Raw genomic sequence first — 19,897 nt, 5'->3', positions numbered from 1 at the left:
CCCCCAGGAGGCCCCGTGTCACTGATCACGACGCTGGCCCGGCTGGAGGCCGTCAGCACCGGGCGCGCCCAGCCCGCCGCGACCGTCCGCCACCGGCACCTCTCCGAGCGGCCCCTGGTCCTGGTCCCGCTCACCACCGCGGGCGAGGCGGGCGCCCCGCTCGGCGCGCTCGTGGGCACCGACCGGGACGCCCCGCACCTGCTGGTCGTACCGCAGCCCCGGGACCGTGACCTCAGGTTCGCGTTCCTGGCCGAGCTGGCGGACATCGTGCTGCCGTACATCGACGGGTACGCGGGCGCGGTGGAGGCCGCCGAGCGCAATGAGACCGATCCGGAGACCGGCAAGCGGGTCAAGGTCGAGGTCGAGCTGTGCGCGGACGCCCCGCAGCTGATCCTGCCGAGCCGCGCGGGCATCGATTTCGTACGGCTGCTCGGGCGCTCCATGCGTTTTCGGCGTACGGCGGAGCAGGACCCGGAGACGCCGTACCCGGCCCCGCCCCGGGTGCCGTTGCTGGGCCGGTGGCTGACCCACTTCGGCGAGCGGGCCCGGGTGCCGGGCTCCGCGCTGCTGCCGGCGATGACGGACCTGCTGGCCCGGCACTGGTCCACCGGCCAGTCCACGCTGGAGGACCAGCACCTGGGCGCGCTGCTCGCGTGGATCGACCCGCCCGAGGGCCGCTCGGGCGCCGAGGCCGCCCTGGAGGCCGAGCTCGCCCGCGACGAACAGGGCCAGCTGCTGCATCCGCCGGCCGGCCCCGCCACCGACCCGGCGTTCGACAACAAGCTGCTCGCCCCGGCCTTCGAGCGCTACGACCGCGCGCGGACCGCCCTCGCCGCCGCCGAGGACGGTCTGGAGGCCGACGACCGGCTCGGCGCGCTCACCGCCGCGGAGCAGGAGATCCGCGCCCTCGTCGCGAGCCGCACCCGTCCCACCTGGGACGCGGTGTGGCGGGGTGTGGACCTGCTGCGGGCGCTGCCCGAGGGGGCGCACGTCGAGGAGCGGTGGACGCGCGACCGCTGGTCGTTCACCAGCCACCGGGACCGGGTCGTGGCGGGCGAACCCCCGCAGCCGCGCCGCGACGACGCGGTCACCGCCGCCAACAAGCTCGCCGCACGCGAGCGCGAACAGGCCCGCCTGGAGGCGCAGGAGGCACTCGACGACCCGCTGGTGATGGCGGGGCGGCGGCTGGCCGGGGAGGCGTTCGCCGGGGAGGTCACGGACGTGGTGATGGCGTACAGCGAGGGCAAGCGGCCGAGCCCGCGGCCGCTGGTGACCGTGCGCACCGACGACCGGCCGCATCTGGGCGAGCGCGCCAAGGTGTACCGCTCGCTGAGCGGCAAGCCGCAGTCGGCCGAGTTCGTGGGCGCCGAGGAGGAGGGCGCGCTGATCGTCCTCAAGATCCTCGACAAGATGGGCCGCGGCAAGGAGCCGGAGACCGGGTCCGTGCCCGAGAAGGGCGACCGGGTGTGCTTCACGCTGTTCGAGCACGAGCAGCGCGGCGGCGCGAAGCTGCCCGACCCGGAGAACACGCCGTGGACGCACGGCGGGCCGCCCGGTGAGGCCGTGCCGGAGAGCGCCGATCCCCTGACCCCGGAGGACGTCCTGTGACCACCCAGGCCCGCGACCCCCAGGCCGGCGCCCCCCGGGCCTTCGACCCCGGTGCCGAGGCCGGACGGGCCACCGACGCGATCCTCCACGACACCCTGCACGGCACCCACCGCGGTGTCGTCGTGGACTCCCCGCCCGGTGCCGGCAAGTCCACCCTGGTCGTCCGCGCGGCACTCGAACTGGCCGACGCGGGACGCCCGTTGATGGTGGTCGCCCAGACGAACGCCCAGGTCGACGACCTGGTGCTCAGACTCGCCGAGAAGAATCCCGGACTGCCGGTCGGGCGCCTGCACAGCAGTGACGCCGACCCGTACGACAAGGCACTGGACGACCTGCCCCAGGTCCGCAAGTCGGCGAAGGCGGGAGACCTGACCGGGCTGCCCGTCGTGATCTCCACGGCCGCCAAGTGGGGGCATGTGAAGGTCGACGAGCCATGGGCGCACGCGATCGTGGACGAGGCGTACCAGATGCGCTCGGACTCGCTGCTGGCGGTGGCGGGGCTGTTCGAGCGGGCGCTGTTCGTGGGCGACCCGGGGCAGCTGGACCCGTTCGCGATCGTGGGCAGCGAGCAGTGGGCGGGGCTGTCGTACGACCCCTCGGCCTCGGCGGTGACGACCCTGCTGGCCCACAACCCCGAGCTGCCCCAGCACCGCCTGCCGGTGTCCTGGCGGCTGCCCGCCTCGGCCGCGCCGCTGGTCTCGGACGCCTTCTACCCGTACACGCCCTTCCGCAGCGGCACGGACCACGGCGACCGGCGCCTGACCTTCGGTGTCCCCTCGGACGGCTCGGGCCCCGACCGGGTGATCGACGCGGCGGCGGAGTCCGGCTGGGGCCTGCTGGAGCTGCCCGCACGGCACACGCCGCGCACGGACCCGGAGGCGGTACGGGCCGTCGCGACCGTCGTACGGCGGCTGCTGGACCGGGGCGGCGCGGCCACGTCGGAGCGCTCGCCGGACCCGGCGCCGCTGACGGCGGACCGCGTCGCGGTCGGCACGGCGCACCGGGACCAGGCGGCGGCGGTCCGCGCGGCACTGGCCGAACTCGGCGTCACGGACGTCACCGTCGACACGGCGAACCGTCTCCAGGGCCGCGAGTACGACGTCACGGTCGTCCTCCACCCGCTCTCCGGCCGCCCCGACGCCACCGCCTTCCACCTGGAGACGGGCCGCCTGTGCGTCCTGGCCTCCCGCCACCGGCACGCCTGCATCGTGGTGTGCCGCGCGGGTGTGAGCGACCTGCTGGACGACTACCCGTCCACGGAACCGGTCCAGCTGGGAACCCTGGTGAAGTTCCCGGACGGCTGGGAGGCCAACCACGCGGTACTCGCAAGGCTGGGGGAACACCGGGTGCCGTGGCGGCCGTAGAACGCGGTACGGCCGCGGGCGTCCCGCCCTCTTGCACGGGGGCGGGACAATGGACGGTGGCCCTCCACAGGCGGGCCGACGGTACGGACGAGGTACGAGGAGGATGAAGACATGGCGGAGCCCACGCCGCGTCGGAACGAGCCGCGGCTACGCCCCGCGCCCCTGCTGTTCGAGCCCGCACAGGTGGCCGACGACCCGGAGCACTTCTTCGACCTGGAGTCGATCGACGACCCGCGCGCGCTGCTGACCCGGTCCACCGAGCTGGCGCAGGCCTTCCGCGCGGCGGCGGACCGTGCCGTGGAGTTCCAGGCGATGGCGGCGGCCCAGCTCGCCGACCCCCGGCGTTTCGACCGGCTCACGACGGCGGACATCGCCGAGCGGGCCGAGTGGACCGAGGACTACGCGAAGAAGATGGTCGAGTTCGGCCGGGATCTGCTGCGCGGTGTGGAGGGCGGGGCGGGGCACGCCGACCCGGTCTGAGCCGTCGGCGCAGCGCCTTGGCATATGCCAGGCGGGCAAGATACCCCTCATCCCTCCCTCCTGTCCCGATTTCCGGCAACCCTGAGGAACCGGCCGCTCACACCCGGTAGATGTATGCGGCATGAGCACTCGCGACGAACCCTTCTCCGACCGCTTCGACGTCTCCGGCGTCACCGCGGACGGGGCCGCCTGGCTCGCCTCGGCAGGAACGTATCCGCGCAGCACCCTGTCGTTCTGGGAGGAGCGCCCCGCCGCCCCGGTCGTCCTGCCCTGCGGCACCGCCTTCGACGTGGTCAGCGCCCCCGCGATCTTCGGGCGCCGGATGCTCGACCGGCTGTGGGACGAGGGGCCCGGCTCGGGTCCGGTGGCAACACTCCGGGGCCGGATGCTGCTCTTCGCGGCGCCGGGCACGGCACAGCGGCTGCCGTCCCTGCTCCAGTGGGAGGAGTTCGGCCGCACTTCGGCGATCCCGCCGCTGCTGTGCCACGGCACCGGCGACGCGGTGACCGTCCCGGCCCCGCTCGGCACCGCGAAATCCGCGCCGGCCTCCCGTTGGCTGGTCGCCCCCGACACGCGTCACCCGTGGCTGCCGGGCCCGGAAATCCTGCTCTGGGCGGCCGTCCGGGCGGCTCGCGCCGCCGTGCGGATATCGATTTTTCCCCCGGCCGATCAGGATGCTAAGGTCTACGACGTCAGCAGGCGCCGCTAGCTCAGTTGGTTAGAGCAGCTGACTCTTAATCAGCGGGTCCGGGGTTCGAGTCCCTGGCGGCGCACAGACAACGAAGGCCCTCCGCGCGAGCGGGGGGCCTTCGGCATGCACCGGGTTCCACAGGGCGGCCGGGGGTCCGGGGGTTGCCCCCGGGAAGACACAGCATCAGCGGGTCCGGGGTTCGAGTCCCTGGCGGCGCACGTTGTCGATGGCGAGGCGTGTTCGCGTAAAGCGCGAACCGGTCTCGCCATCGTTGTTTCCGCGCGGCTGCGCCGCGCAGTGTGGGGGCTCCGCCACCCACACCCCCCTCGCTCACCGAGCTGTCGGCCGGGAAGTCATCCCACCTGAATCTCCACGTCCCACGCCCCCGTGGCCGTCCGGCCCGTCACTGTCACCTGGACCCCCTCCCCCGGCACCTTGAAGGTCTCGCCCACGTCGACCGGGGCGTCCGCGAGGGGTGGGTAGACGGAGTTCTCCCAGCAGGCCTCGGTGCGGGGGTGGGCGTCGATGACCCGGATCGGGCCTTCGCCGGAGGCCTCGCCGCTGTGGATGCGGTAGATCAGCACACCCTGCCGGCAGACCGCCGCGTCGCTGCCCAGGGCCTCGCGTGCCTCGAAGGCGAGCGCGCTGTCGGGCCCGGTGCGCACGACCGCGAGCTTCGTGCCCCGCCCGACCCCGAGGATCCCGGCACCGCCGGGCCCGGGCCCGGCGTCCACCGGCTCCAGCGTGAGCCGCGCCGGCTCCGGCCCCCGTACGCACGCCACCTGCCGTCGCTCCAGCCAGCCCAGCTTCCACTTGTGCCAGGCGAACAGCTCGGGGGCCAGGCCGAACTGGCTGCCCATCAGGTCCCAGTCGCCGACGTAGGTGTCCCAGTCGCCCTTGCCGTCCATCGGCCGGTGGTACAGGTCCGGCAGGTCGAAGACGTGTCCGGTCTCGTGGGCCAGCACCAGTCGGTCCGGCGGATGCTTCTCGAACACCGTGACGACCCGGCGGATGTCCGTGCCGTCGGCCCGCAGCGGCACATCCAGGTTGACGACCTTCGTGGCGTCGGAGTCGACGCCGGGCGCGTCCGGGTCGGCCACGAAGTAGACGACGTCGTAGCGCGAGAAGTCGACCTGCCCGTCGGCCGCGGCGAGCGCGTCCCGCAGATAGGCGCCCCGGTCCGCGGCACTCCAGTCGCGCTGTATGGCGTAGGCCGTCGACGGGCGCGGCATCCGGATCCAGTGCCGCAGCGGGTGCGGGCGCAGCGTGAAGCGGCCGTAGGAGGCGCGTTCGAAGAAGCGGGTGGTGGCCGGGAAGTGGTCGGCGGCCAGCTCGGCGGGGGTGGTCATGGGCCGGGCGTCCGGGAAGGACAGGAAGACCATCACCGCGTCGAGGGAGCGGGCCGGGCGCGGATAGGCGCTGTTCCAGGTGTCGAGGCCCTCCGAGTGGTGGGCCTCGGTGCGTTCCAGGGTGCAGGGCGCCGCGGAGAAGGGCCCGGCGACCGACGGACCGGTGATGAGGGAGGTGGCGGCGAGGGCCGCCATGGTGGTGAACACGGCTGCTGTGCTGCGCAGTGGGGGGCGCGCGAAAGTGCGCGGAAACGGGCGCGGCAACAGGACCTCCGAGAGCGGTTCACGGGACACCGCACCCAGCCTGTGATGATTTGTCGCACTACGCCCTGTTTATCTGCACCGGACGAGTGAGTTGGCGTGACCCGCCGGACCGGCCGACACCCCCGAATCACTCACGGAACGTCACAACCGGTCTCACGCCTGAAGAACCCGTCCAGCTGCGGGCAGAAACGATCTGCCAGAAGGGGTTGCCGGTCCCCGAGACTGGGCAATGGCTGGAAGGGCCTGGGGGCAGCCTCTATGATCGGCACACTTTCCTGCGCGGACAGCGATCGAGTGCACTGCGGGAGCTAGCGGTGAACGGAACGTCCGAAGGGCCGGCGCCCGCGGCAGACCTCGACGGGTCAGCCGTTACAGAGAGTGACATCGCGACACCTTTTCGTACCGAACCCCCGTCGCATCGCGCGGCCTTCGCGGCGGCGCCGCTGGCCATGGCCGTGGTGGACCGCCAGGGCACGGTCGTCGACGCCAACCCCGCCTTCGGCGAGCTGCTCGGCGCCGTACCGGAGGAGTTGACCGGGACCCCGGCCGCCGATCTGGTGGACCTGGCCTCGGACGCGCGCACCTGGCACAGCTATCGCGAGGTGCTGCGCGGCCGGCAGGCGAAGCTGCGCTGCAAGCGCCGGCTCAAGCATCCCGACGGGCACTCCATGTGGGCGCAGATCACCGTCACACCGATGGCCGCGGACCCCCAGGGCTCCCCCGGTGTGCTGCTGTCCGTCGCCGACATCACGGCCCGCCGGGAACTCCAGGCCCGGCTGCGGCACTTGCAGATGCACGACCCGGTGACCCGGCTGCCCAACCGCACGCTGTTCTTCGAGCGGCTGACGGCCGCGCTGGAACCGGAGTCGTACGAGCAGGGCGGCACGGGCCGGATCGGGCTGTGCTACCTGGACCTCGACGGGTTCCAGGCCGTCAACGACACCCTCGGGCACCGGGTAGGCGACCGGCTGCTGGCCGCCGTCGCCGAGCGGCTGACGCGCTGCGCGGACGAGGCCGGCCAGGGGCGGGCGACCGCTCCGCTGGTGGCGCGGCTGGGCGGCGACGAGTTCGCGCTGCTCGTCGAGGACTCCACCGGCACCGAGCAGCTCGCCGACCTCGCCGAGTCCCTGCTGAAGGCGATCCAGGCGCCCTTCGACCTCTCCGGCCACCGGATGTCGGTGTCGGCGTCGATCGGGGTGGTCGAGCGGCGGGCGGCGGGCACCTCGGCGACCGGGCTGATGCAGGCCGCCGACACCACGTTGTACTGGGCCAAGGCCGACGGCCGGGACCGCTGGACGCTGTTCGACCCCGAGCGCAACGCGCACCGCGTGACCCGCCAGGCGCTCGCCTCCACACTGCGCCCGGCCATCGAGCGCGGCGAGTTCAAGCTGGAGTACCAGCCCCTGGTGGGCATGGAGGACGGGCGGCTGCGCGGGGTCGAGGCGCTGGTGCGCTGGAACCACCCGCAGTTCGGGCTGCTGACGCCGAATCGGTTCATCGCACTGGCCGAGGAGGACGGCTCGATCGTCCCGCTCGGCCGCTGGATTCTCGCCACCGCCTGCCGTCAGGCCCGGCAGTGGCAGCTCGACCACCCGGACGAACCGCCGATCTTCGTCAGCGTCAACGTGGCGGTCCGTCAGGTCTGGGACTCCGACCTGGTCGCGGACGTGGCGCGGACCCTCTCGGAGACCGGCCTGGCCCCGCACCTGCTCCAGCTCGAACTCACCGAGTCGGCGGTCATGGGCTCGGCGGGCCGTCCGCTCCAGGCCCTCCAGGCGCTGAGCGACATGGGCGTCGGCATCGCGATCGACGACTTCGGCACAGGCTACTCGAACCTCGCCTACCTCAGCCGTCTGCCGGTCTCCGTCCTGAAACTGGACGGCTCCTTCGTGCGCGGCTTCCAGTACGAGGGTGAGGGCGTCGCCCCGAACCCGGCGGACGAGGTCGTCGTGGAGGCGATGATCCAGCTGGCCCACCGGCTCGGCCTCACCGTCACGGCGGAGTGCGTCGAGACCTCGGCCCAGGCCAGTCGGCTGCGCCGCATCGGCTGCGACACCGGTCAGGGCTGGCTGTACTCGCGACCGGTGTCGCCGGATCGTATCTCCGGGCTGATGGGCGCTCAGGTCTGACGGTCAGGCCGTCGGCAGTCCGTAGGCGTCCGCGACGAGCTCGTACGAGCGCAGGCGCACGGCGCCGCCGTGGGCGTTGCCCGTGAGCATCAGCTCGTCGGCGCCGGTGCGCTTGTGGAGGTCGTCGAGGCCGGCGCGGACCTCGTCGGCGGTGCCGTGGATGACGTTGGCGTTCCAGGAGGCGGCGAACTCCTCCTCCATCGGGCTGAACTCGTGGGTCTCCGCCTCCTCGGGGGTGGGGACCAGACCGGGGCGGCCGGTGCGCAGCCGGATCATGCTGAGCGCGGCGGCGCGGACCTGGCGGCGGGCCTCCTTCTCGTCGTCGGCGGCGAGGGCGGAGACGCCGATGAGGGCGTAGGGCTCGTCGAGGACCGCGGAGGGGCGGAAGGACTCGCGGTACAGGTCCAGGGCCGGGATGGTGTTCTGCGCCGAGAAGTGGTGCGCGAAGGCGAAGGGCAGGCCGAGGGAGGCGGCCAGCCGGGCGCTGAAGCCGGAGGAGCCGAGCAGCCAGACCGGCGGCCGGTGCGGGGACTGGACGCCGCCGGGCGAGGTGGCCTGGACCGGGCCGGGGACGGCGTGGATACGGCGGTAGGGGTGGCCGTCGGGGAAGTCGTCGTCCAGGAAGCGGGTGAGCTCCAGGAGCTGCTCGGGGAAGTCGTCGGCGCCCTCGTGCAGCCGGTCGCTGCGGCGCAGGGCGGCCGCGGTGGCGCCGTCGGTGCCCGGGGCCCGGCCGAGGCCCAGGTCGACTCGGCCCGGGGCCATCGCCTCCAGCGTGCCGAACTGCTCCGCGATCACCAGCGGGGCGTGGTTGGGGAGCATGACACCGCCCGAGCCGAGCCGGATGCGGGTGGTGTGGGCGGCGAGGTGGGCGAGGATCACCGCGGGCGAGGAGGACGCCACGCCCGGCATGGAGTGGTGTTCGGCGACCCAGTAGCGGTGGAAGCCGCGCGACTCGGCGAGCCGCGCGATGGCGACGCTCGTGCGCAGGGCGTCGCTGGCCGTGCGTCCCGCGCCGACGGTGACCAGGTCCAGTACCGACAGAGGTACGGGGGCGGTGCCCTGTGCGGTACCTCGGATCTCGTCTTCCGCCACGGTGGGTCCTCCTGTGTGTGCCGTGCGCTGTCGCTCCGGGGTTAACAGGGGAATGTCCCCGCTTATTCCCGGGGCTTCGGGAGGAGCGGCACGGGACAGCCGCACCGGGAGCCAACGGAGCGTCATATTCCGTATAGAGCGGGGGAGTTCACCGCTTGCGGCGAGGGCTCCTGGGTACCCGAAATGCCCCGATACCCAACCGGAGGCAGCTTCCATGACGCGCTCTGAGACTCCACGACCGGAGGGGCCCGGCACCCTGGAGCCCGGCACCCGGCAACGCGACCAGCTGTCCGTCCGCATCGCCGACACCGCCTGGACCGCGCTGGCCGTCGTGGCCGGCCTCTGGGCGGTCCTGACCTGCGTGGACGCCGTCCGTGGCACGGGCTCGTGGGCGTACTGCGCGGTGGCCCTCGCCCTGCTCACCATCGGCCTGTCGATGCGGATCGTCGGCATCCGCCGCCGGGCCCGCACCCGGCTGTGAGGGAGGACACCGTGGACCGCCTCAGCGCCCTGCTCAGCAGGCACCTATGGCTTCAGTTCGCGCTGTCGGTGCTGGCCGCCTCCGCCCTGGTGCTGCTGCTGTACCCCGACCAGTCACCGGCTCGTGTCCTGGTGCGCATGGCCTTCACCTCCCTGTGCGGGATCGCCGTCGTGCTCGCCGTGCGCCGCAAGGAGAAGCGGGCCGCCGGATCGACCGACGGGCTGGTCTCCCTGGACCGCAGGCTGCGCACCGGCGAGGTCCCCACCGCGCCCGGGGAACGGCAGGCCATGCGTGATCTGGTGGAACAGCGCCTGCACCGCACCCGCCACCGGTTCGTCGCCCAGACCGCCCTCGCCGTGATGATGGCGATCGTCGTGGTGCTGACGGCCCTGACCGCGGGAGCGCGGCAGACGATCGGGCTCGCCGTGTTCGGCGTCGTCTTCGTGGGCTGGCTCGTCCTGTACGGCAACCTCCAGCACCGCCGGCTGCGCACCATGCACGCGGCGCTCACCACCGGGTCCCCGCAGGAGTCCCGGCGGTGAGCGCCCGCAGCCGCCCGCGTCCCGTCCGGACGGTCACACCTGGACGATCGGCTCCCTCGTGAACAGCGCACCCATCGAGGGCGCGTTCACCCGGCGGTCGGTCAGCCGCAGGGCCTCCCAGACGGTGACCTGGTTCGCGGTGAGGACCGGCTTGCCGAGCTCCTTCTCCAGGCCCGGGATGTGGGTGGCCGTGTGCAGTGCCGTGTCGGGGAGGAGCACCGCCTCGGCGTCCGGCGAGTCGGCCCCCCGGGCCAGCGCGAACACCTCCTCCTCGCCCCAGGTGCCGACCTCCGCGGCCGTGATGATCCCGGCACCGCGGACCTGGAGGACCTCGATGCCGCCCGCCCGCAGGAAGTCGGCGAACAGGCCTGCCACGTCGTCCGGGTAGGTCGCCGCGACCGCCACCCGCCGGGCCCCGATCTCCTTCGCCGCGTGCACGAAGGCGAAGGAGGTCGAGGAGGCGGGCATGCCGGCCGCCAGGGCGAGGGTGCGGACCTGCTCCTGGGCGCCCTCCCAGCCGCGCACGAAACTCCCGCTGGTGCACGCCCATACGACGGACTCGGCGCCCGACATCCGCAGTTCCTCGACGCCCGCGGCGAGCCGGTCGGCGGAGCCCATCTCCAGCAGCGCGTCCACACGGTGGGCGTCGGTGCCGATGTCGGTGTGGACCACGTCCAGGCGGACGTCACTGCCCAGGAGCTGCTCGATGCGCGGATAGTCGTCCTCGGCGGAGTGGCCCGGGTAGAGGAATCCGAGTGCGGTCATGTCCAGCCTTCCTGCTGCTGTTCTCCGTCCGGCAGTTCCCGGACTTCCGGCAGGCCCGGGATCTCCGGGCGCACGGGACCGGACCTCGCCGCCGGATCGATCAGCGCCTGGTACGGTCCCACGGCTCGGGTACCCAGTCGGCGCAACGCCGCCCACATGGTCACCTGGTTGGCCGAGATCACCGGGATGCGCAGTTCCGCCTCCAGTTGCGGGATGACGTCGTACGTCGGCAGGTTGGTGCAGCTGATGAACAGCGCCTGGGCGTCGGCCCGTACGGCCTTGTGGGCCATCTCGGAGACCTGGCGGTAGGGCACCTTCCAGATGTGCCGGGTCAGGCCCATGTAGGCGCAGCCGGTGACGGAGACGCCGGCCTCGGCTACGTACTCCTCCAGCGACCTGGTCACCGACACCGTGTACGGGGTCACCAGCGCGACCCGGCGCACGTCGAGCTCGGTGAGGGCGTCCAGCAGGGCGCCGGACGTGGTCAGGGACGGGACGGCGCCCGCCCTGGTCATGGCCGCGCACATGGCGCGTTCCCCCGCGATCCCGCCGACGAAGCTGCCCGAGGTGCAGGCGTAGGCGACGACCTCGGGCGCGATGGCGTTGAGGGTGCGCACGGCGTCGTGCAGGGTCTCGTGCTCGCTGACCAGCCGGGCGAGGTCGAGGCTGACCTCGACGGGGACGTACGGGGTGCGGGTCAGATGGAGCGAGATCTCGTCGGGGACCCAGCGCCAGAGTTCGCGGTCCAGCGCGAAGTCGAAGGGGGCGACGACACCGACACCGCGCTGGGGGCGCGGACCACCCAGAAAGGAAACGTCCATGGCGAAGACCGGCCTCACGGTGAGAGACGGAGGGGCAGCGGAACGTGCACAACGCCCGTGTTGACGAAGGTAGGTTCGGGTGCGAGCGTGGTCAATCCGCCCATGTCACGCACAGGTGAAGAACGGGTTGCCGCCGGTGCTCCCGCCCACGTCACACGCCCGGCAGCCCTCCGCGACATTCCTTGGAAACGGTGCCTCGATGTCCGTCCCCACCCTTCTGGTCCTTGACGCCGACCCGCCGCCGCGCCTCGGCCGACTCACCGGCCGGGCCCGGATCGAGCACGCGGACGCGGACACGCTCGCCGAGCGGCTGCCGTCCGCCGACGTGCTGCTGGTCTGGGACTTCACCTCGACCGCGGTGCGGGACGCCTGGCCGGGCGAGGGCCCGCGGCCCCGCTGGGTGCACACCGCGAGCGCGGGCGTGGACCACCTGATGTGCCCCGAACTCGCCGTCTCCGACACGGTGGTGACGAACGCGCGCGGGGTCTTCGACCAGCCGATCGCCGAGTACGTCGCCGCGCTGGTCCTCCTGATGGCCAAGGACCTGCCCCGCACGCTGGAGCTCCAGCGGGAGCGCGTGTGGCGGCACCGGGAGTCCCAGCGGGTGGCGGGCACGCGCGCGTGCGTGGTCGGTTCCGGGCCCATCGGGCGGGCGATCGTGAGCACGCTCAAGGCGCTCGGCATCACCACCGCCCTGGTCGGCCGCCGCCCCCGCACCGGCATCCACGGCCCCGACGACCTCGACCGGCTGATGGCCCGCGCCGACTGGGTGATCGCGGCCGCCCCGCTCACCGCGGACACCCACGGCATGTTCGACGCCCGCCGCTTCGGGATGATGCAGCCCTCCGCGCGGTTCATCAACATCGGGCGCGGCCAGCTGGTGGTCGAACAGGCGCTGGTGGAGGCGGTGTCCAAGCGGTGGATCGCCGGGGCCGCCGTCGACGTCCTCGACACCGAACCCCTGCCCCCCGAGAGCCCGTTGTGGCAGGTCCCGGGGCTGATCGTGTCCCCGCACATGAGCGGTGACACGATCGGCTGGCGCGATGAACTCGGCACGCAGTTCGTGGAGTTGTACGAGCGCTGGGCGGCGGGCAGATCACTGACGAACGTGGTCGACAAACAACGCGGGTATGTACCGGGGCACTGACCGTCGAACAGAGGGGCAGCACATGCAGGACCTCTCGGAACTGTCCGCCGTACAACTCGTCGAGGGCTACCGCAAGGGCGAGTTCAGCCCCGTCGACGCCACCCGGGCGGCCCTGGAACGGGCCGAGGAGATCCAGCCCGCGGTGAACGCGTTCGTCCGCCTCACCGGGGAGGAGGCCCTCGCGCAGGCGCGCGCCTCGGCCGACCGCTGGCGGCGCGGGGAGCCGGCCGGCGCGGTGGACGGCGTCCCGGTGACGGTGAAGGACATCCTGCTGACGCGGGGCGTCCCGACCCTGAAGGGCTCCAGGACGATCCCGGAGAGCGGTACCTGGGACGAGGACGCGCCCTCCGTCGCCAGGCTGCGCGAGCAGGGCGCGGTGTTCCTCGGCAAGACGACCACCCCGGAGTTCGGCTGGAAGGGCGTCACGGACTCACCGCTGTCGGGCGTGACCCGCAATCCCCACGACCCGACGCGCACCGCGGGCGGCTCCAGCGGGGGTGCCGCCGCGGCCGTGGCGCTCGGCGCGGGGCCGCTCGCCCTCGGCACCGACGGCGGGGGCAGTGTCCGCATCCCGGCCGCGTTCTGCGGGATCTTCGCGCTGAAGCCGACCTACGGCCGGGTGCCGCTCTATCCGGCGAGCGCCTTCGGCACCCTGGCCCATGTCGGCCCGATGACCCGGGACGCGGCCGACGCGGCGCTGCTCCTCGACGTGATCGGGGTGCCGGACTCGCGTGACTGGTCGGCGCTCGGCCCGGCGGCCGGCCCGTTCACGGCGGCCCTGCCGGGCGGGGTGCGCGGGCTGCGGGTCGCCTACTCGCCGTCCCTGGGCGGCCAGGTGGCCGTACAGCCCGGGGTGGCGGCCGCGGTCCGCCGGGCCGTGGAGCACCTCGCGGGGCTCGGGGCGTACGTCACCGAGACCGACCCCGACTTCGCCGACCCCGTGGACGCCTTCCACACCCTGTGGTTCAGCGGGGCGGCCCGGGTCATCCAGCGTCTCGGGCCGCACCAGCGGGAGCTGCTGGACCCGGGGCTCCGGGAGATCTGCGGCCTCGGGGCCCGCATGAGCGCGCTCGACTACCTGGCCGCGGTGGACGTCCGGATGGCACTCGGGCGCCGGATGGGCCGCTTCCACGACTCCTACGACCTGCTGGTGACCCCGGCCCTGCCGATCACCGCGTTCGAGGCGGGCACGGAGGTCCCGAAGGGCTCGGGGCACCACCGCTGGACGGGGTGGACGCCGTTCACGTACCCCTTCAACATGACGCAGCAGCCGGCGGCGAGCGTGCCCGTCGGCACGGACGGCGACGGGCTGCCGGTGGGCCTGCAGATCGTGGCGGCCCGGCACCGGGACGACCTGGTGCTGCGGGCGGCCCACGCCCTGTACGAAACAGGAGCCGCGGGCCTGCGCCCACCGGCCCCGGCCCGCGCGAGGTGAGGGCTAGGTGTATTGACCACCATCGCTGCCACACCGCACTCGGCGGCCAGCCACCCATCGGCCGTGTGAACAACCCTGCAGGTCAATACACCTAGGCCCGGCTGAAGCGGAGGCTCTCGCCGAGGGCGCCCGTGCGCCAGAGGTCGTTGCAGCCCTCGGCCAGGGCGTCCAGGCCCTCCACCACCTGGCCCCAGACGATGCCGGGCACCCAGCCCACGTCGGCGTTCAGGAGCAGGTTGTTGCGCTCGTAGAACAGGGCCAGGTCGACCACCGTCGTGCCCGGGCGGACCTCGCGGTCGTAGCCGTAGGACTTGGTGCCGAGTTCGGTGCCCGCGAAGGAGAAATAGCAGAGATCTCCGGGAATCGGGGTAACTGTCGGATTTTCCAGGGGCGGCTCCGTTTCCGCGAACGGCGGGAACAGGGCGTATATCTCGTTGCGCGCGTACTTCGCGTGGTAGACGTCACCGGCGAGCGGCAGCGCGTCCCATACGGCGGCGCAGGTGATCGGTGCCCGGTCGTCGAGGAGCTTTGCCGTCGCGGTGATCCCGCGCTTGACCAGCGAGACTTCGATGTATCGGTCAGCCATGCACTCCATGGTCCCGTGCCGGTCAAGAGGGCCCCGAGGAAAACAGGGCTCAAATCGATCCGCATAAGTCGCATCCGGTCGGGTAGCCGCGCCGCCATGGCTCCACCACTGGAACAGGGCGAACACATATCCGGAACCACCCGCCGATCGCTGCTCGCAGGGGTGGCGGCGCTCGGCGCACTGGGCGCCGCCGGCTGCTCACGCGTGGCCACCGCCTCCACCACAGGAGGCGGTGAACTGCTCGACCGGCTCAGAGCGGCGGGTGTCGTGAGACTGGGAATCGCGGGCGAGATCCCCTTCGGTTACATCGACAAGAACGGCGAGCTGACCGGCGAGGCACCGGAACTCGCGCGGGTCATATTCAAGCGGCTCGGGGTGGACCGGGTGCAGCCCGTGCCCACCGAGTTCGGGTCGCTCATTCCCGGACTGAATTCCCAGCAGTTCGATGTCGTGGCGGCCGGGATGTACGTCACCCCGGAACGCTGCGAACAGGTGATCTTCGCCGATCCCGACTATCAGATGCTCGATTCCTTCATCGTGCGCAAGGGAAATCCAAAAGGTCTTCACACCTACAAGGACGTCGTCCGGAAGAAGGCGAAGTTCGCCACCGGTACCGGCTATGCGGAGATCGGGTACGCCGTCGAGGCCGGTTACAAGGAGAGCGACATCCTGATCGTGCCCGACCAGGTCGCGGGGCTGAACGCGGTGGAGGCGGGACGCGTCGACGTGTTCGCCGGGACCGCGCTCACCACCCGTGAGGTGGTGAAGAAGTCGGCCAAGGCGGAGGCGACGAAGGCCTTCACCCCGATCGTGGGCGGCAAGCCGCACACCGACGGCGGGGCCTTCGCGTTCCGCCGCACCGAGACCAACCTGCGGGACGCCTTCAACGCCGAGCTGCGGAAGCTGAAGAAGAGCGGGGAACTCCTCCGGATCCTCAAGCCCTTCGGGTTCACGCAGGCCGAGATGACGGACCTGACCGCGAAGGAGCTCTGCGGCGGATGACCTCCGGACTCTGGGAACTGGTGCTCAGGGGGGTCTGGACCACGGTCCAGCTCCTCGTGTTCAGCGCGCTGCTCGCCGGCGCCGTGTCCTTCGTGGTCGGCGTCCTGCGCACCCACCGGCTGTGGATCGTCCGCTTCCTGGCGGGCTTCTACACCGAGGTGTTCCGCGGCACCTCCGCGCTGGTGATGATCTTCTGGGTGTTCTTCGTGCTGCCCCCGGCCTTCGGCTGGCAGCTGGTCCCGATGTGGGCGGGCACCCTCGCGCTCGGCCTGACCTACGGGGCGTACGGCTCCGAGATCGTGCGCGGGGCGCTCAAGGCGGTCGACCCGGCCCAGCAGGAGGGCGGCATCGCGCTGAGCTTCACGCCCTGGCAGCGGCTCAGGCTGATCCTGCTGCCGCAGGCGGTGCCGGAGATGATCCCGCCGTTCTCCAACCTGCTGATCGAGCTGCTCAAGGGCACCGCGCTGGTGTCCGTGATGGGCATGGGCGACCTCGCCTTCAGCGGCAACCTGGTCCGGCTCGCGCTCCAGGAGAGCGCCGGGATCTACACGTATCTGCTGCTCATCTACTTCGTGATCGCCTTCCTGCTCACCCGCCTGATGCGGGGCCTGGAGAAGAAGCTCAAGGCGGGGGTCGGCAAGGCGCCCACCCGTGAGGTGAAGGTGCCCGAGCCGGTCGGAGGTGGTGTCTGATGGAGTGGGACTGGAGTGCCGTAAGCGACTTCATGCCGCAGTTCTGGGACGGTCTGCTGGTCACCCTGCAGGCCCTCGCCCTGGGCTCGCTGATCTCCTTCGTGCTCGGCCTGGTGTGGGCGCTGCTGATGCGCGCGCCCTCGCGGTTCGTGCGCTGGCCGGTCGGGGTCGTCACGGAGTTCGTGCGCAACACCCCGCTGCTGGTGCAGCTGTTCTTCCTCTTCTACGTGCTGCCCGAGTGGGGCGTGACCCTCTCCGCGCTGACCACCGGTGTCATCGGGATCGGGCTGCACTACTCGACGTACACCATGCAGGTCTACCGGGCCGGTATCGAGGCGGTGCCCGCCGGCCAGTGGGAGGCGGCGACCGCGCTGAACCTGCCGCGGATCAGGACCTGGCAGGTGGTGATCCTGCCGCAGGCGATCCGCCGGGTCGTGCCGGCCCTCGGCAACTACGTGATCTCGATGCTCAAGGACACCCCGATGCTGATGGTCATCACGGTCCTGGAGATGCTCGGCGAGGCGCGGCTGTTCGCGCAGGAGCACTTCCAGTTCACCGAGCCGCTGACCGTGATCGGCGTCGCCTTCATCGTCATCTCCTATCTGGCCTCCCTTCTTCTGCGATCCCTGGAGCGACGTCTTGTCCGCTGACACTCCCCTGACGAAAGAAACCGACGCGCACATCAACCCGCCGGTGGACGGCAGCGAGCTGATCCGCTTCGAGGACGTGACCAAGCGCTTCGGCTCGAACACGGTCCTGGACCGGCTGAACTTCTCCGTCGACTCCGGCAAGCACGTGACGCTGATCGGGCCCTCCGGGTCCGGCAAGACCACGATCCTGCGGATGCTGATGACGCTGACCAAGCCCGACGAGGGCACGGTCACCGTGGACGGGGAGAAGCTGTTCCCGGCTCCGGAGAAGCAGCTGCGCGAGGTGCGCAAGAAGATCGGGATGGTCTTCCAGCAGTTCAACCTGTTCCCGAACATGACGGTCCTGCGCAACATCACCGAGGCGCCCGTCACCGTCCTCGGCATGTCCAGGGACGAGGCGGAGGCACGCGCACGTGAGCTGCTCGACCTGGTGGGGCTCGCCGACAAGGCCGGCGCCCGGCCGACCCAGCTGTCCGGCGGGCAGCAGCAGCGGGTGGCGATCGCGCGGGCGCTGGCGATGCGGCCGCGGGTGCTGCTGCTCGACGAGGTGACCTCGGCGCTCGACCCGGAGCTGGTCGCGGGCGTGCTCGACGTGCTGCGGGACATCGCCCGCACCACCGACATCACCATGCTCTGCGTGACCCACGAGATGAACTTCGCCCGGGACATCTCCGACCAGGTCCTGATGTTCGACTCGGGCCGCATCATCGAGTCGGGCCCGCCGGAGAAGATCTTCAGCGACCCCGCGCAGGACCGCACCCGGGAATTTCTGAGCGCGGTTCTCTGACCGCGAAAAGTGAACGGTGTTCAATCTGCGAGGTCCCGGACCCGGGTCGTGTCACAGGCATATGCCAGCGTGCCAGCGCCCCAGTTGAGGGGCTCAGCCCGGGGCCGGAATCTCGCCAACAGCCGCTCACCGCAAGCCTTTTGCCGGTTATCGTGGAAGGGATCGCTGTCTGGATTACGGCCCAGTAGTAGTGCGACCGAGCAAGCGCAGGGGGAACACCGTGGCGCTGAAGCACGAACCGACCGCGCCGTACCACTCGGCCCAGGACGCGCTGCGCGTCCTGGAGACCGTGGCACGGCACACCGCCGGAGTCACCGACGTCGAACTCGCCCGCACCACCGGCCTCGGCCCGGAGCGACTGACCGCGCTCCTGAGGATGCTGCGCCGCGAGGGGTACGTCGAGCAGGTGGCCGACGGTGCCTATGTGACGGGGAACGCCCTGACCAGGCTCACCTCCGTGCACGACCGTGACGAGGCCCTGCGCGACCAGCTCCAGCGCACCCTCGACGAGCTGCGCGACTCGATCGGCGCGGCCGTGTACATCAGCCGGTACGTCGACGGCGAGGTCACCATCGACCAGTACGCCGACGGTCCCGCGACCCCGGCGGTCAACGAGTGGGTGGACTTCCGCTCCTCCGCCCACGCCACCGCGCTCGGCAAGAGCCTGCTCAGCCAGCTCGACCACAACGGCCGGCGCGACCATCTCTCCCGGCACCGCATGACCCGCCTCACCTCGCGCACCATCACCAACGACAAGCTGCTGCTCTCCCGCCTGGAGGCCCAGCCGCCGACGGTCCCCCACCTCGACCTCCAGGAGTACGCGGTGGGCACGGTGTGCGCGGCGGTGCCGATCACCGCGGGCTCGCTGGTGGGGTGCCTCGCGCTGTCCCTGCCGGTCGACCAGGCGCATCGGCTCCGCCAGGCGACGGACCGGCTGAACCGGGGGGCGGCGCCGGTTCTCCTGTCACTGGCGATCTAGGAACCCGTCCGCGGGCCCGGTGGGGGCCGGTCGCGCAGTTCCCCGCGCCCCTGGCGGGTCCACCGCGCGTTGGTCAGAAGCACCCCTTCCGACCGGGTAGTATTTTCTCTGTCGCCAGCCACCGAGAGGTGGACGGCGAGAGTCATGCGCCGCTAGCTCAGTTGGTTAGAGCAGCTGACTCTTAATCAGCGGGTCCGGGGTTCGAGTCCCTGGCGGCGCACAAAAGAAGGGCCTCTCGTGAAAGCGAGGGGCCCTTCGGCGTTCCCGGGCGCCGAGACGACGGCTGGGGGTCTGGGGGTTATCCCCCAGAAGACACAGCATCAGCGGGTCCGGGGTTCGAGTCCCTGGCGGCGCACAAAAGAAGGGCCTCTTGCGGAAGCGAGGGGCCCTTCGGCGTTCCCGGCGGGCCTCACGCCGAAGCGAGGGGTCCTTCGGCGTTTTCCAAGGGCTGGTACGTTTCCGAACCCGGTGGGCGCCACCACAGCGGGTCCGGGCAGTGGAGGCCCTCTTTTCTGAGGCGGGCTCGCTGGATCTTGTTCGTGGCCGTGACCGGCATCCGGTCGACCACGCGCACGAACCGCGGGGCCATCTTCGTGCCGAGGTCCGGCTGGGCGGCGAGGAAGTCGGTGAAGGTCTCCGGGTCGAAGGTGCCCGCGAGCGTCGCCATCACCTGGTCCCCGGTCACCGGATCCGGCACCGCGTACACGGCGACGGCCACCGCCCCCTCGTAGCGCGCGAGGATGTTCTCGATCATCGCGGCCGCCAGGTTCTCCCCGTCCACCCGGATCCGGTCGTCGGTGCGGCCGGCGAAGTACAGGTGGTCGTCGCCGTCGCGGTAGAAGAGGTCGCCGGTCCAGTACCAGCCCCCGCGCCGCCGCTCCGCCTCCGCCTCGGGGTTGCGCCAGTACCCCTCGAAGGGGTTCGGGGCCCTGTTCACCAGCTCCCCTATCGCCTCGTCCCCGTTCAGCAGCCGCCCGGCCGCGTCGAATCGCGCGCGCGGGCACTCCTCCCCCGTGTCCTGACGCAGTACGAC

Annotated in this window: 19 protein-coding genes, 2 tRNA genes and 1 pseudogene; 16 read left to right on the top strand and 6 right to left on the bottom strand. The window is 71.8% G+C overall.

Annotated features, from left to right (window positions below; translation table 11 throughout):
• Positions 1-15 precede the first annotated feature (15 nt).
• The 5 genes from EHS43_RS14575 to EHS43_RS14555 all read left to right on the top strand — a co-directional run bounded on the left by EHS43_RS14575 (position 16) and on the right by EHS43_RS14555 (position 4,225).
• Positions 16-1,608 (top strand): hypothetical protein, encoded by a 1,593-nt coding sequence (locus EHS43_RS14575; protein WP_125191203.1) that lies wholly within the window; start codon positions 16-18, stop codon positions 1,606-1,608.
• Positions 1,605-2,972, top strand: a complete 1,368-nt coding sequence (locus EHS43_RS14570; protein WP_125191202.1) for an AAA domain-containing protein — start codon at positions 1,605-1,607, stop codon at positions 2,970-2,972. Before EHS43_RS14575 ends, EHS43_RS14570 begins: the two co-directional genes overlap by 4 nt.
• A gap of 111 nt (positions 2,973-3,083) precedes the next feature.
• Positions 3,084-3,452: a hypothetical protein gene (locus EHS43_RS14565; RefSeq protein WP_125191201.1), complete on the top strand. Its 369-nt coding sequence runs from the start codon at positions 3,084-3,086 to the stop codon at positions 3,450-3,452.
• Between the two features lie 121 nt (positions 3,453-3,573).
• Positions 3,574-4,161, top strand: coding sequence for a bifunctional DNA primase/polymerase (locus tag EHS43_RS14560; protein ID WP_125191200.1), 588 nt, complete (start codon positions 3,574-3,576; stop codon positions 4,159-4,161).
• Positions 4,152-4,225 (top strand) — tRNA-Lys (locus tag EHS43_RS14555). Before EHS43_RS14560 ends, EHS43_RS14555 begins: the two co-directional genes overlap by 10 nt.
• A 271-nt stretch (positions 4,226-4,496) precedes the next feature.
• Here EHS43_RS14555 and EHS43_RS14550 read toward each other — a convergent pair.
• Entirely contained in the window at positions 4,497-5,756 is a 1,260-nt protein-coding gene (locus EHS43_RS14550) for a M6 family metalloprotease domain-containing protein (RefSeq protein ID WP_260470531.1), read from the bottom strand.
• Between the two features lie 314 nt (positions 5,757-6,070).
• Here EHS43_RS14550 and EHS43_RS14545 point away from each other — a divergent pair, with 314 nt between their 5' ends.
• Entirely contained in the window at positions 6,071-7,885 is a 1,815-nt protein-coding gene (locus EHS43_RS14545; protein ID WP_125191198.1) for a bifunctional diguanylate cyclase/phosphodiesterase, read from the top strand.
• A 3-nt stretch (positions 7,886-7,888) separates the two neighbouring features.
• On the opposite strand, the gene EHS43_RS14540 is transcribed toward EHS43_RS14545, so the two are convergent.
• Positions 7,889-8,977: an LLM class flavin-dependent oxidoreductase gene (locus EHS43_RS14540; protein WP_125191197.1), complete on the bottom strand. Its 1,089-nt coding sequence runs from the start codon at positions 8,975-8,977 to the stop codon at positions 7,889-7,891.
• Positions 8,978-9,191: 214 nt separating this feature from the next.
• Here EHS43_RS14540 and EHS43_RS14535 point away from each other — a divergent pair, with 214 nt between their 5' ends.
• Both EHS43_RS14535 and EHS43_RS14530 read left to right on the top strand, forming a co-directional pair.
• Entirely contained in the window at positions 9,192-9,458 is a 267-nt protein-coding gene (locus EHS43_RS14535; protein ID WP_125191196.1) for a hypothetical protein, read from the top strand.
• A gap of 11 nt (positions 9,459-9,469) precedes the next feature.
• Entirely contained in the window at positions 9,470-10,000 is a 531-nt protein-coding gene (locus EHS43_RS14530; protein ID WP_125191195.1) for a hypothetical protein, read from the top strand.
• A gap of 33 nt (positions 10,001-10,033) precedes the next feature.
• On the opposite strand, the gene EHS43_RS14525 is transcribed toward EHS43_RS14530, so the two are convergent.
• Both EHS43_RS14525 and EHS43_RS14520 read right to left on the bottom strand, forming a co-directional pair.
• Positions 10,034-10,765, bottom strand: a complete 732-nt coding sequence (locus EHS43_RS14525; RefSeq protein ID WP_125191194.1) for an aspartate/glutamate racemase family protein — start codon at positions 10,763-10,765, stop codon at positions 10,034-10,036.
• Complete coding sequence (locus EHS43_RS14520; protein ID WP_125191193.1) at positions 10,762-11,586, bottom strand: aspartate/glutamate racemase family protein; 825 nt, start codon at positions 11,584-11,586, stop codon at positions 10,762-10,764. The genes EHS43_RS14525 and EHS43_RS14520 overlap by 4 nt, the downstream gene beginning before the upstream one ends.
• A gap of 199 nt (positions 11,587-11,785) precedes the next feature.
• Between EHS43_RS14520 and EHS43_RS14515 the strand changes: the two genes are divergently transcribed.
• Both EHS43_RS14515 and EHS43_RS14510 read left to right on the top strand, forming a co-directional pair.
• On the top strand, positions 11,786-12,733 hold the full coding sequence (locus EHS43_RS14515) for a D-2-hydroxyacid dehydrogenase (RefSeq protein WP_125191192.1): 948 nt from the start codon (positions 11,786-11,788) through the stop codon (positions 12,731-12,733).
• A gap of 22 nt (positions 12,734-12,755) precedes the next feature.
• Positions 12,756-14,168: an amidase gene (locus EHS43_RS14510; RefSeq protein WP_125191191.1), complete on the top strand. Its 1,413-nt coding sequence runs from the start codon at positions 12,756-12,758 to the stop codon at positions 14,166-14,168.
• 91 nt (positions 14,169-14,259) lie between these two features.
• Here the strand turns inward: EHS43_RS14510 and EHS43_RS14505 are convergent, their stop codons facing one another.
• Positions 14,260-14,754, bottom strand: coding sequence for a DUF3830 family protein (locus EHS43_RS14505; RefSeq protein ID WP_185806248.1), 495 nt, complete (start codon positions 14,752-14,754; stop codon positions 14,260-14,262).
• 96 nt (positions 14,755-14,850) lie between these two features.
• On the opposite strand from EHS43_RS14505, the gene ehuB reads away from it, so the two are divergent.
• The 6 genes from ehuB to EHS43_RS14475 all read left to right on the top strand — a co-directional run bounded on the left by ehuB (position 14,851) and on the right by EHS43_RS14475 (position 19,084).
• Entirely contained in the window at positions 14,851-15,756 is a 906-nt protein-coding gene (gene ehuB / locus EHS43_RS14500; RefSeq protein WP_125191189.1) for an ectoine/hydroxyectoine ABC transporter substrate-binding protein EhuB, read from the top strand.
• Positions 15,753-16,448, top strand: a complete 696-nt coding sequence (gene ehuC, locus EHS43_RS14495) for an ectoine/hydroxyectoine ABC transporter permease subunit EhuC (protein WP_125191188.1) — start codon at positions 15,753-15,755, stop codon at positions 16,446-16,448. The genes ehuB and ehuC overlap by 4 nt, the downstream gene beginning before the upstream one ends.
• Positions 16,448-17,098, top strand: a complete 651-nt coding sequence (ehuD, locus tag EHS43_RS14490; protein WP_125191187.1) for an ectoine/hydroxyectoine ABC transporter permease subunit EhuD — start codon at positions 16,448-16,450, stop codon at positions 17,096-17,098. Before ehuC ends, ehuD begins: the two co-directional genes overlap by 1 nt.
• Complete coding sequence (gene ehuA, locus EHS43_RS14485) at positions 17,088-17,885, top strand: ectoine/hydroxyectoine ABC transporter ATP-binding protein EhuA (protein ID WP_125191186.1); 798 nt, start codon at positions 17,088-17,090, stop codon at positions 17,883-17,885. The genes ehuD and ehuA overlap by 11 nt, the downstream gene beginning before the upstream one ends.
• A 220-nt stretch (positions 17,886-18,105) precedes the next feature.
• Positions 18,106-18,864 carry an IclR family transcriptional regulator gene (locus EHS43_RS14480; protein ID WP_125191185.1) on the top strand — a complete coding sequence of 253 codons (759 nt, stop codon included), beginning with the start codon at positions 18,106-18,108 and terminating at the stop codon, positions 18,862-18,864.
• A gap of 146 nt (positions 18,865-19,010) precedes the next feature.
• A tRNA-Lys gene (locus EHS43_RS14475) sits at positions 19,011-19,084 on the top strand.
• Positions 19,085-19,184: 100 nt separating this feature from the next.
• Here the strand turns inward: EHS43_RS14475 and EHS43_RS14470 are convergent.
• Positions 19,185-19,897, bottom strand: a pseudogene (locus EHS43_RS14470) (acyl-CoA synthetase); the annotation flags it as partial.

Source organism: Streptomyces sp. RP5T, assembly GCF_003933965.1.
Classification (GTDB): Bacteria; Actinomycetota; Actinomycetes; order Streptomycetales; family Streptomycetaceae; genus Streptomyces.
The sequence above is the reverse complement of the archived record's forward strand: the minus strand, read 5'-3'. Positions and strand labels throughout refer to the sequence as shown.